Annotated in this window: 5 protein-coding genes; all 5 read left to right on the plus strand. The window is 51.2% G+C overall.

What is annotated here, in order from left to right; all coding sequences use genetic code 11:
- Window positions 1-1,015 precede the first annotated feature (1,015 nt).
- The 5 genes from NDI52_RS23625 to larB all read left to right on the plus strand — a co-directional run bounded on the left by NDI52_RS23625 (window position 1,016) and on the right by larB (window position 12,009).
- The gene (locus NDI52_RS23625) at window positions 1,016-5,014 is read left to right on the plus strand and encodes an Ig-like domain-containing protein (protein WP_190771492.1); all 3,999 of its coding nucleotides are present in this window, start codon (window positions 1,016-1,018) and stop codon (window positions 5,012-5,014) included.
- Window positions 5,015-5,191: 177 nt separating this feature from the next.
- Window positions 5,192-6,544 (plus strand): P-loop NTPase fold protein, encoded by a 1,353-nt coding sequence (locus tag NDI52_RS23630; protein WP_190771493.1) that lies wholly within the window; start codon window positions 5,192-5,194, stop codon window positions 6,542-6,544.
- On the plus strand, window positions 6,541-9,609 hold the full coding sequence (locus tag NDI52_RS23635; RefSeq protein WP_190771494.1) for a tetratricopeptide repeat protein: 3,069 nt from the start codon (window positions 6,541-6,543) through the stop codon (window positions 9,607-9,609). Before NDI52_RS23630 ends, NDI52_RS23635 begins: the two co-directional genes overlap by 4 nt.
- Before the next feature lie 271 nt (window positions 9,610-9,880).
- Window positions 9,881-10,771 (plus strand): LD-carboxypeptidase, encoded by an 891-nt coding sequence (locus tag NDI52_RS23640; protein ID WP_190771495.1) that lies wholly within the window; start codon window positions 9,881-9,883, stop codon window positions 10,769-10,771.
- Window positions 10,772-11,205: 434 nt separating this feature from the next.
- Window positions 11,206-12,009 (plus strand): nickel pincer cofactor biosynthesis protein LarB, encoded by an 804-nt coding sequence (gene larB / locus NDI52_RS23645; RefSeq protein ID WP_190771496.1) that lies wholly within the window; start codon window positions 11,206-11,208, stop codon window positions 12,007-12,009.
- Window positions 12,010-12,143: the final 134 nt, after the last annotated feature.

Consider the following 12,143-nt stretch of genomic DNA (forward strand, 5'->3'; position numbering starts at 1 on the left):
TTTTACCGAAAAATTCCTTGCTTCTTAAAGTAAGTATTGCTGAAATTTTTCAGCTTAAAATAGAAATAAAATTAAAGAAAAAGGATTGGTAAAGCTATCGAGTTTGACAGTGAGCGAGCTGTTTCATTGGGTATATTAATGAAGTGAGAAGTTCATGGGTAACTACACAAGCGTAGAGATTGCTCTGAAAGATCACTGCTGAAATTTAAGCGGCTCAGCGCTCCTCTCATCCTCCTGAGACATGAGAAAACTGAATCCTCAGCCTCATGTCACAGAAGCATAAGAGGTAAATACTGCTTATATCAGCAAAAAATTTAGAGCATTCTTCAATGCCTAATTCTATTTGGTTAAGCCATGCCCAACTCATTCACTTCATGCTCTGTAACGTACAGTTGCCCTATTTCCCAATGTGGCTCTCAAACCCTTACACAACTTCGGAAATTATTTGAAAAGTGCTGAGAAACATTCATTTTTTATTAGGTAATACCCATAAAAAATGAATGTTTCTTCATGCTCTCGCAAAGGTGCTCGTGGTGATCGTCCTCAGTAGTTCTTTAGATAGCGATCGCATATCGAATTCCTTCTCATCTGGATCTTCTAGATAGTGAACTCTCGGTTCACCTGGCTTTGCCACGAGACTTTCTATTTCAGTGTAGTTATTCAATAAATTCCAGCATGATTTGCTCGGCTCTGACTCCGTCCAGAAGCCGCTCACTGCAGCTGCCTTACGCTGTTTCTAACAATGCGTCATTGGCATTGCACCAGCGGCTTGATAGTAGGTCTCCTCCTAGGTGGAATGACTTATGCTTCCCTCCGCCTTGTGGCCAGAGGCAATGTAACTGAAGAATGGCTCAAAAGCTGATGACCTGACAAGAACATGTGCCTGCCTCAACAACATCTAACTGCAGTGCCACATTCAGTACAACTCACAGCTTGATGTAATAGCTCACCCGCCCATAAGTAACAGCATTTCTAGGGCGATCGCAAACTTTGCAACCCATAAAAGGATACTCTCATGGCATTACCTGGTGTTAGTACTCTCTTCAATTTCAACGGCACTGCTACCTCTCTAAGCACTAATGAAGTTCGGCTCACTGAGGATGTAGGAAGTCAAAGTGGCTCAGTCTTTTCTAAAACCCGTATTGACGTTACCACCAACTGGACCCTTTCATTTGAAGTCTACTTGGGCACCAATGATAGAGGTGCAGACGGCATTGGTTTCGTACTTCATAATGACCCGCGTGGTGCATCCGCAATTGGTTCTACTGGCGCAGGCTTAGGTATCGCAGGTGTTCAGAACGCTTTTGGGATTGAATTTGACACTTTTCAAAATACTGGCGATCCCGCTGCAGATCACACAACCTTTGTCGACCCAGACACCAATACCCAAAATTTATCCACCCTAAAGACATTAAGTAATATTGAAGATGGTCAATACCATACCGTTGTCGTCAATTGGACTGCTAGCACACAAACTCTGAGCTATACATTTGATGGCGTCGCAATGTCGTCGCAAAGTGGGCTAGGTAACCAATTTGGGACAAACCCCTCTTCAGTCTACTGGGGTTTTGGTGCTGGAACGGGAGGTTCCACAAATGAACACCGCGTTAGACTACTAGACTTTACGGGGACTTTGTATGACGGGTCTGGCAGTGTTATTGATACAACGCCTCCCAATGCACCTAGCATCACAGGTTCGCCGCTGACCAATGATACGACTCCTACCCTTAGCGGTACAGCAGAACCGGGGTCTACTGTCAGAATTTATGACGGTGGAGCACATATTGCCTCTGTCGTCGCTACGGATGGTAACTGGTCTTATACTCCGTTGGCCCCATTGTCCCAAAATCTCCATAGCTTTACCGTTCGAGCTGCCGATGCGGCTGGAAACATCTCTGCTGCATCCAATCCCCTGAATGTCAGCATTGATGCGACTCCTCCTGGAATCCCTGTCTTTACAGGTCAGGCTCATACCAACGACACCACTCCTGCTCTAAGCGGTCTAGCGGAACCCGATGCCGTAGTGGAAATCTTTGATGAGCAAGGTGGTTCGCTGGGTACTGTAACGGCAAGTGGAAGCGGTAGTTGGTCCTTCCCTATTACTACGACTTTGAGCGAGGGGGGGCATGTTTTTACGGCTCAAGCAAGAGATGCGGCTGGAAATCCTTCAAGCCCATCCAATCTATTCCTCCTCACTGTTGATCTAACAAACCCTAATGCGCCGACCATCCAAAGTTCTGCCGAGACGAATGATACAACTCCCGAACTCAGGGGGTTAACGGAACCCGGTGCAACGGTAGCAATTTTCGATGGTGATATGCCCTTGGGAACGACCACGGCTGATGAAGCTGGCCGCTGGTTCTTCAGCCCGAGTGAAAGGTTGAATGATGGCTCCTATCCCTTTAAAGCCAAAGTAACGGATCTTGCAGGTAACTCTTCAGGTTTCTCCGAATTTATAACCGTTTCCATTGATGGAACGGCTCCGGGTGCACCCACGCTCTCAGGGAATGCCAATACCAACGACACCACACCTGGACTTAGCGGCTTAGCAGAAGCCGGAGCTACAGTGAATGTTTTTGATGGTGATAACTGGATTGGCTCGACTGTTGCGGATGTGTCGGGTAACTGGTCCTTCTCTCCCACAGAGGCACTGTCTACTGGCCCGCATACCTTTAAGGTTAAGGCAACGGATGGCTTTAACAATACCTCAGATTTCTCTATCCCCCTCACAGTCACGGTCGACGTGTCTGCCCCCGCTGCCCCCACTCTCAAAGGCGCCACACGAACCAACGACAACATACCTACCCTCAGCGGTAACGCAGAATCTGGGGCTACGGTAGAAATCTTTGACGGAAATACCTCCCTTGGTACTGTGATTGCCGTTGATGGCCAATGGAGCTTTGCCCCTGATGCCGCTCTCAACGATGGAAACCATACCTTCACAGTGAAAGTCACGGATGCGGCTGGAAATATCTCAGAAGCATCCAATTCCTTAACAACGCAGATTGACAGTACTCGCCCTGCGACACCAACCTTGACGGGAGCAGCTCTAACCAATGACACGACTCCCGAACTGAGCGGCACTGCAGAGGCAGGAGCAGTAGTCGGTATTTTTGAGGGCGGCCTATCTGAGGACGGCACACTTCTTGGCACCGCGACAGCCGATAGCACGGGGCACTGGTCTTTCTCACCCACCGAATCACTGGCAGCAGGGCCGCATACCTTCATCGTCCTATCCAGGGATAGCTTCATAAATGTCTCAGAACCATCCTCTCCTCTAGAGATGATGATTGATGTAGCGGTTCCCAGTGTGCCAACCCTTACAGGGGCGGCCCGGACAAACGATACGACCCCTACCCTAAGCGGTGATGCAGAAAGCGGTGCAACGGTAGAAATCTTTGATGGAGATGTCTCTCTTGGTACGGTTGTAGCGGCTGATGGCCGCTGGTCATTTACCCCAGGCACAGCCTTAAACAATGGCTCCCATAGATTCACAGCTAAGGCGACTGATGCGGCTGGCAATACGTCTGAGGCATCTGCCCCGTTGACGGCAGAAATTGATGGAACAGCCCCCACAGCTCCCACCCTCACCGGAACTGCATTTACCAATGACACAACTCCCGACCTGAGTGGTGAAGCCGAAGCAGGCTCTAACTTGGAGATTTTTAACGGTTCAACCTCCCTGGGAACTGTTGTAGTCGGTGATGCAGGGCACTGGTCCTTCTCACCCAGCACGCCCCTCGACCAAGGTACCTATACGTTCACGGCACAGGCAACGGATACCTTTGGTAATATATCCGCCACCTCTATTCCTCTAGCGGTCACCATTGACACGATGGCCCCAGAGGTTCCTGCTTTCACAGGCGATCCATCCAGGTACAACAACTTGCCGACCTTCACGGGCACAGGAGAAGCCTCCGCCACCCTGCAAATCCTTCGTGGAACAACTGTCCTGGGTACAACAACTGTAGACGATACAGGCCATTGGACGTTTACGCCCGCAAACCCACTGGTTGCAGGACAGTACACACTGACCTGCCGAGCCATTGATGCAGCAGGCAACATGAGTGGTGAATCGGCTCCCCTATCATTCAACGTCTTCCCCTGGGGTGTGACACCATTTGACGACGTCGTTACTGGAACCGCAAACGCAGATGTGATCTCTTCCCTCGCTGGAGATGATGTCATTTACGGCCTGGGTGGTGATGATCAACTAGTTGGTGAGGAAAATAATGACCGTCTATACGGCGGTGAAGGCAACGATAGCTTGCTAGGCCGTTCAGGGGACGATCGCCTAGAGGGCGGCCTTGGTAACGACGTCCTCACGGGCGGAACGGGCTCTGACACCCTACTGGGTGATGAGGGACGCGATCGCCTGAGCGGTGACACGGAGAATGATCGCCTCGATGGTGGCAACAATGACGACACCCTTTTTGGCGGAACGGGCTCTGACACTCTGCTGGGCGGGGCCGGGAACGATCTGCTGGCAGGTAACCGAGATGACGATCGCCTGTACGGTGGAGATGGCACAGATACCCTCTTCGGTGGCTATGGTGCTGACAACCTATTCGGTGGAGCGGGTAACGACCACCTGCAAGGGAATGGCGATAACGACCTCCTGGATGGTGGAATTGATCACGATACCCTCTTCGGTGGCAACGGAGACGATACCCTGATCGGCGGTACCGGCAACGATAACCTATACGGTCAGATCGGCAATGACACTCTTCTAGGTGGTAACGGAAATGACGTGATGGATGGCGGTCCTGGTCTAGATGTGCTGACAACGGGTGCCGGTAGCGACACGATTATCGTTTATCCCAAGGAAGGTCTCAATCAAGTCACAGACTTTGCGGATGGGATGGACCGCATTAAACTGGGTGGCAGCCTGATCTTTGGTCAACTGTCAATTCAACAACGCCAGCGTGATGTGTTAATCTCCCGTGGTGATGAGCAGCTCTTGTTGCTGCAAAACATGACAGTCGGACAAATCACTCGGGCAGACTTCACCTAAATGCTCTCCAGGATTGAGCATTGAATGCAGCTCAATCCTTAGTAAACAAAGTTGCCATACCCAAAGAGACACTGGAAGTTTTTGCGAACTCCCAGTGTCTCTTTGGGTATGGCAGCTCAGTTCAATTTCTCAAATGCTATGATTCCCACAACAAAATGACACTGAGGTACCCTTCCAGTGCTGGATGTACGGGATTTTTTCAATGCAACAAACCCCAGCCGAACGTTGAATGTGGAGAATGCGGGCGATCGCGAACTCTACATCGATTTCTCCGCTGTGCGCGGTGGGCAAATCATCCAGGAACTGAAGGACAACATCAGCTTTTTCTCGCCCAATGCGCCAACCTGCACGTTATTCACCGGGCACATCGGTTGTGGCAAATCTACCGAACTACTGCGGCTGAAGAAAGAGCTAGAAGAAGAGGGCTTCCACGTCATTTACTTTGAGTCAGATGATGACCTGGAAATGGCGGATGTGGACATTGGCGATGTCTTGCTGGCGATCGCCCGCCGCGTTAGTCAGAGCCTGGAATCTCTGCAACTGGCAGAGCCAAAGGGACTCAAATCCATCCTTCAAGGGGCTGCAAAAATCCTGACGACGGAAATTGAATTTGTGGGTGCAGAGGCGGAAGTAGCTGGTATGGGAGCTTCCGTCAATGGGGATGGCGAGTTTTCCCTATCCCTGGGAATTGGTAAGCTCACGGCAAAGGCGAAGAATGATTCGACCTTACGCGATCGCCTCAACAACTACCTGGGGCCACAGAAGAACAAGCTGGTGGAAGCAATCAATACAGAATTGCTGGAGCCGGCGATCGCCCGTCTGAAGCAACTTGGGAAAGTTGGATTGGTGGTGATTGTAGATAACTTGGATCGCATCGACAATCGCCCCAAAGCTCACGGACGGCCTCAACAGGAATATTTGTTTATTGACCAGAGTGATTGCCTAAAGAATCTGCACTGCCATTTGGTCTACACGATGCCCTTGGCACTGAAGTTTTCCAACCAGTACGGGATGCTCACCCAACGTTTTCCTGAAGACCCGAAGGTACTGCCGATGGTACCTGTTCAGTTTCAGGATGGGCAGCCCTGCGAAGAGGGGTTGGGCCTATTGCGACGGATGGTACTAGCACGAGCTTTTCCGGGTATGACAGACAAAGATCGATTTGCCAATCTAACCCAAATATTTGATAGCCTCGAATCACTGGATTATCTGTGTTGCATGAGCGGAGGCCATGTACGGGATCTGTTGCGGATCTTGAATGCGTGGATTAAAAAGGGAGGGAAAACCCTGCCATTAAAGCGATCGCAACTAGACGATGTCATCCGTTCTTACCGCAATGAGATGACGATGCATATTTCTGATCCAGAATGGGAACTCTTGCGACGGGTGCGTCAACGTAAAAAGGTGAGCGGCGATGATGATTATCAGACGATGATTAGCAGTCGGCTGGTATTCGAGTATCGCGATCGCGGGGAGTCGTGGTTTGATGTGAATCCGATTTTGCTGAACTCTAAAGAGCTACAGGCATGAATGACGCGCCTTTGGATGAGATTGAGATTCGCAACCGCGAAGCCCTGGAGGAGTTAGCGCAGACAATCGAATGGTCTGTGGGGGAATTTCATCTACTGTTGGCGCGTTGCAATTATGGAAATGTGCGATCGCATCTGATCACCCGTTTGCAAGAAATCTGTCCGGTTCGCATCCAGGTCGTCACCCTTACCAACGAGGCCGAAAAGCTCTACACCACCATTCGGGAAGCAATGACTGACCAAGATCCTGAAGCGGTTTTGGTCATTGGTTTTGAGCATGTTCGTGATTTAGACAAACTATTTGCCGCCGCAGATTCAGCGCGGGAGGAGTTCCGCAAAAACTTTGCTTTTCCGCTGGTCTTCTGGTTGGACGACAGCCAGTTCAACGGCTTCAAAAACCGCGCCCCTAATTTTGAGAGTTGGGCTCCGGTGGATACCCCGGTGTTTGCGATCGCCCCCTTCGCCATTCTGCAATCTCTAGAACAGGGGTGTCATGCCATCTTCAAAGCTGCTTTCAACCCAGAGGAGAAGGATTTGCCCGATGCCATTGGCCGCATCACTCACCTGGGCGACTTGCAACGTTCAGAGCTCCCCAACGCACTGCAATTCCTCGAAGATCAGGGCATTGGCCTACGCGCCGATCTCCAGGCAGATCTGGACTTTATTCAGGGTTGCCACCTGTCCCGCCGTAACAGTGCAACTTTGGAAGCGCTTGAAGCGGCAATTGAATTTTTTCAAAACACCATCATCCACTACCGCACTTACCTCCCCACTATTCTTGTCGCTCCTAATGCGCCCGTCCCGCAGTCCCTGTCCAATTTGAAACTGGGTCTTGCCCTATTTTTTCTGGGCCGTTGCCAATTTCAACAGATTGATCTGGCTCGCCGCACTAGCTATCTGCCTTACAAGCAAGCGGATTGGGAAGTAGCGCGGGCCTCTCTGACAGAGGCAGTGTTGCTGTTTGACCAGTGCGATCGCCCTGACATGAGCGCCAAAATCATCCTGCGATTACTGCGTACCTTACGTCGACTGGAGGATTGGGGTGCCCTGGAGGAAATGTCGCGACGGGCAATTTCTCTGCATGCGACCTACGATATGCCCACAAGGGCTGGAGAACCCTATGGTTTTCTGGCCGAGGCTGCGCTAGATCGAAAGCAATGGGCTCAGGCTCGGGACTATGCGCAGCAGGCGTTACAGGTGATCGCCCCCCTCGGTTGGCCGTATCACTGGCCAGAAGGCTTGTACCTCTCCTTTCAGGCGCGAGCCGAGGCAGAAATGGGCAACGTGGAGGAGGCGATCGCCCTGTTAGAACAAGCACAGGAGCTGGGCGATCGCGGCCACCCCACCACCTACTGCCGCACCCTGGAAGCATTGCGGGAGTTGTATTGGCAACAAAAACGCTACCTGGATGCTTTTAAGCTAAAACAAGCTCGTCTGGAAGTAGAGAAAATCGCCGGGATCCGTGCCTTTGTGGGAGCAGGTCGCCTGGGTGCCCAGGCACGACTTCTGACAGAAGCCAACAATCCTGACGACTTGGCTCCAGAAATTCGTGTATCTGGGCGCCAGTTGGATTTACAACGGCTGTTGGAACGGATTGGACGTAATGATTTCAAGCTGACAGTGATTCACGGTTCATCCGGTGTCGGCAAAAGTTCGCTGATGAATGCAGGGTTGATTCCGACGCTGAAGGGCCGGGCGATCGGCACCCGTGAGAATCGCGTGGTACTGGTGCGAAAGTATACGGATTGGACTGGTGATTTATCTGTGCAAGCAGCAGAAGTTCTTGCTGTACGTTCTTCACAGTTACCAGAACCACTTACCTCAACTCTCAATCAAGCGTTCTTCACGGTTGTCTCTGCTAAATCCTCTAACCATGCTCAAGCAGATTCACAGCCTGAGCTTCAAAAGCGAATGTTAGATTATGTTCTCCAGCAGTTGAGAGAATGTGACAACCAGAATCTCCGGCCTATTCTCATCTTTGATCAATTTGAAGAATTCTTCTTTGCAAATCCGAATGCGATCGATCGCCGTCGTTTTTTCGAATTTTTAGGTGACTGTTTACAGATCCCATTCATTAATGTGATTCTTTCACTTCGCGAGGATTACATTCACTACTTACTAGAAGCGAATAAGGTTAAAGGTTTAGGGGCAATCGGCAGTGATATTCTCAGCAACAATGTGTTGTATGGTTTGGGCAACTTTTCCCCCACCGATGCAAAGGCCATTATTGAGGATTTGACAAGGCGATCGCGCCTCTACTTGGAACCCGAGCTCATCAACGCGTTAGTCAACGACCTCGCCGGAGAACTTCAAGAAGTTCGTCCCATCGAACTACAAGTCGTTGGAACCCAGCTGGAAACCGAAGGGATTCACACTCTGGCCGACTACCACGCTCTTGGCCCCAAACCCAAAGAAGAACTTGTCACCCGCTACCTTCAAGAAGTCGTACAAGACTGTGGCGAGGAATATGCCGCCCTGTCAGCCCGCGTCCTCTACGAACTCACCGACGAACGCGGCACCCGCCCGCTTAAAACCCGCCCAGAACTCCTACGAGAACTGGAAACCGCTGATTTCCCCTTACCGGCTCCACCAACTGACCTATCCACTCACCCAATCAAGCATTTTAAGGACTCCCTGGACTACGTGCTACGTATGCTTTCCGGCTCTGGTCTTGTGACGTACCTGCCAGAACAACCCGATGATCGCTACCAGCTCATCCATGACTACATCGCCGAAGCAATACGTAAAAAATATGCACCCGGCAGACAAGGGCTGTTGAAGCCATTCGAGCAATCTGAAACTCTGTCCCTAAAATCTGAAGTTCAACAGGCAACCTTAGCCGAACGTCAGGACCATGATGAGCAAACACAAAAAACGACCGAAACTCTTGAAGAAGCACATAAGCTACGTTTCAAGGCCGAACGACGGTTAAAGATAGCTTCTGGAGTATTGGGTCTATCTCTATTAAGCCTGCTTCTGGCTTTAGTCGTGTCAATGGCTATGGTTTCTAAAGAAAGGAAGCAAGAAGCTCAAGCAAACAATATCAGAAGCCAGCAGCGTTTCTGAAGCGGACTTCAGCAATTCTCATTATGAGCTTCAAAGCCGAGAGTTCGCGCCCGACGGGCGCGAACTCTCGGCTTTGAAGCCTGAAAACCACTCGCTACAGGCCCGCAGTTTTCGGGCTGGATTCCAAAATGAGAATTGCTGACAATTCCTGAAAAAACTTGATTCCCTCGTTTTTTGTCCATAAAGTAATAAGACCCATGTACGAAAGGTCACACTTTCTGCGATAGTTCATGGATGAATCCTCTCCTGCGGAGCGTTATCTGCATCGGCTATGCTACGTTGTTTGCCACCTGAGCCCTTGAAAGCGGGCGATCTGCTACGAGTCGTCATTCCCAGTGGGGCCGTGCGAGAGGTAGAAATGTTCAACAAAGGCGTGGAGATCTGGCGATCCCACGGCTTTCGAGTCGAGGTGCCCCACGGGTTTGACCGTCGTTGGGGATACTTGGGCGGTAAGGATGACGAGCGGCGGCGACAGCTTCAGGAAGCATGGGATGATCCTGCATGCCGGGGAGTGCTGTGTGCCCGAGGTGGCTACGGCAGTATGCGGTTATTAGAAGCCTGGGATTGGGGCGATCGCCCTAACAAATGGATGATTGGGTTTTCTGATATCACCAGCTTGCTGTGGAGCCTCAGTCTATGTGGTGTTTCTGGAGTACATGGGCCATTGCTCACCACTCTTGCGAAGGAACCGGGGTGGTCAATACAACGATTGTTTGACTGGGTGGAGGGGGGATCGCTTTTACCCATCCAGGGCAAAACCTGGGTGAACGGACAAGCTGAGGGGCGATTGCTCCCGGCTAACTTGACCGTAGCGACCCATCTGCTCCATACGCCCCTGCAACCTGATCTGGATGGCGTGATCCTCGCCATTGAAGATGTGACAGAAGCACCCTACCGCGTCGATCGAATGTTAACCCATTGGCGATTGACTGGCTTACTGAAACAGGTCAAGGGTATTGCTGTAGGGCGCTTTAGTCAGTGTGAGCCACCCCCTAATGTTCCCAGCTTTACGGTGGAGGGGGTATTGCGCGATCGCCTTGAAGACCTGGGTATCCCGGTAGTGGCGGAGTTGCCTTTTGGTCATGATGGCCCTAATGCGGCATTACCGGTGGGTGTTCCAGTGCGGATAGATGGGGATAGTGGCAAGTTAGTTTTTCTGTAATTTTTGAGGATAGGTATCCAGGGTTGGCGATTACCTGGGTAGGAAAAGGCTGGCTATGGTGGGTGAATGCCTAGTGTAGTAGGCTCGTTGCTCACTGAGCCTGAGCCTGAATAGGCAATCCCTTATACCTGTTACATTTCTGCTAATCGGGATTGAGGGTGAGGGCTTTCCTAAGGGCTGCGCGTTGCACAACCATTAGGAAAGCCCATTTTTGCGTACACAAGGCACGTAAAACAATAGGTGATCCAGCTTGTCCCGAAGATGTTTTAGAGAATTTGAGTGAACAGCTTATCTTAACTGAGGTAAAGGCACGCTCCCTTCCCATTCACCATTTCCTCTCACTCACGGCACAATAGACCTGAGACACCCGCCTTCACTCCGTGAACCCCTAAGCCCCTACTCCTTCAACCATCCACCCATCTACTCACTCACTCGTGACCCAACCCGAAGCCCTCCAAAACCTTCTCGAAGCCGTTGCATCTGGCGCAGTCAGTCCCGAAACGGCTTTCTCCAAGCTCAAGAATCTCGACTTTGAACCGGTATCAGATTTTGCCAACATCGACCACCATCGGGCTTTGCGAACGGGTTTTCCGGAGGTGATCTGGGGACCTGGGAAAACTCCGGAGCAGATTAGCCAGATTATTCACACCATGCGGCCCCGGACGCCGGTAATTATGGCAACACGGATAGAGCCGGAGGTCTATCAGCAGGTGCGATCGCAAATTCCCGACTTACTCTATTTCGCGACCGCCCGTATTTGTGCCCTAATCCAGTCACCAACGGATTCATCAGGGATGCCCAAACCCCAGCATTCTGGCACTATCACCTTGATTTCGGCGGGAACGGCTGATCTGCCCGTAGCGGAAGAAGCCGCTATCACGGCTGAATTGTCAGGATTCCGTGTGCAGCGGTTGTGGGATGTGGGGGTAGCTGGAATTCATCGTCTGCTCAGCAACCGTCACCGGCTGCAAGCGGCGGATGTCCTGATCGTGGTGGCCGGAATGGAAGGAGCGTTGCCCAGTGTAGTCGCAGGCTTAGCAAGCTGCCCAGTGATTGCAGTGCCCACTAGTGTGGGTTATGGAGCCAGTTTCGGAGGGTTGGCGCCATTGCTAACAATGCTGAATTCCTGCGCAGCAGGGATCGGTGTGGTGAATATTGACAATGGGTTTGGGGCAGCGGTGCTGGCAGGGCAAATTCTGCGGACGGCAGAGCGGATTGGGCGATCGCCCTCTGCTTAACCCACTTGTTTATTTAACCTGATACCAAACAAATATGAAGCTGCGCCAAACTAGAAGAGTCCTCTTTGAGGTGATGGGCGATGACAGGACGTCCTTTTCAAGTCACGGTGACGGAGAGCCTGGAGCAGTTAGAG

Origin of the sequence: Leptolyngbya sp. PL-A3 (assembly GCF_039962325.1) — a bacterium.
Classification (GTDB): domain Bacteria; phylum Cyanobacteriota; class Cyanobacteriia; order Elainellales; family Elainellaceae; genus Vacuolonema.

What these genes read in the sequence shown, in the direction of transcription:
- NDI52_RS23625 (WP_190771492.1), top strand. Translation starts at nt 1,016, where the DNA reads ATGGCATTACCTGGTGTTAGTACTCTCTTCAATTTCAACGGCACTGCT.
- NDI52_RS23635 (WP_190771494.1), top strand. Translation starts at nt 6,541, where the DNA reads ATGAATGACGCGCCTTTGGATGAGATTGAGATTCGCAACCGCGAAGCC.
- NDI52_RS23640 (WP_190771495.1), top strand. Translation starts at nt 9,881, where the DNA reads ATGCTACGTTGTTTGCCACCTGAGCCCTTGAAAGCGGGCGATCTGCTA.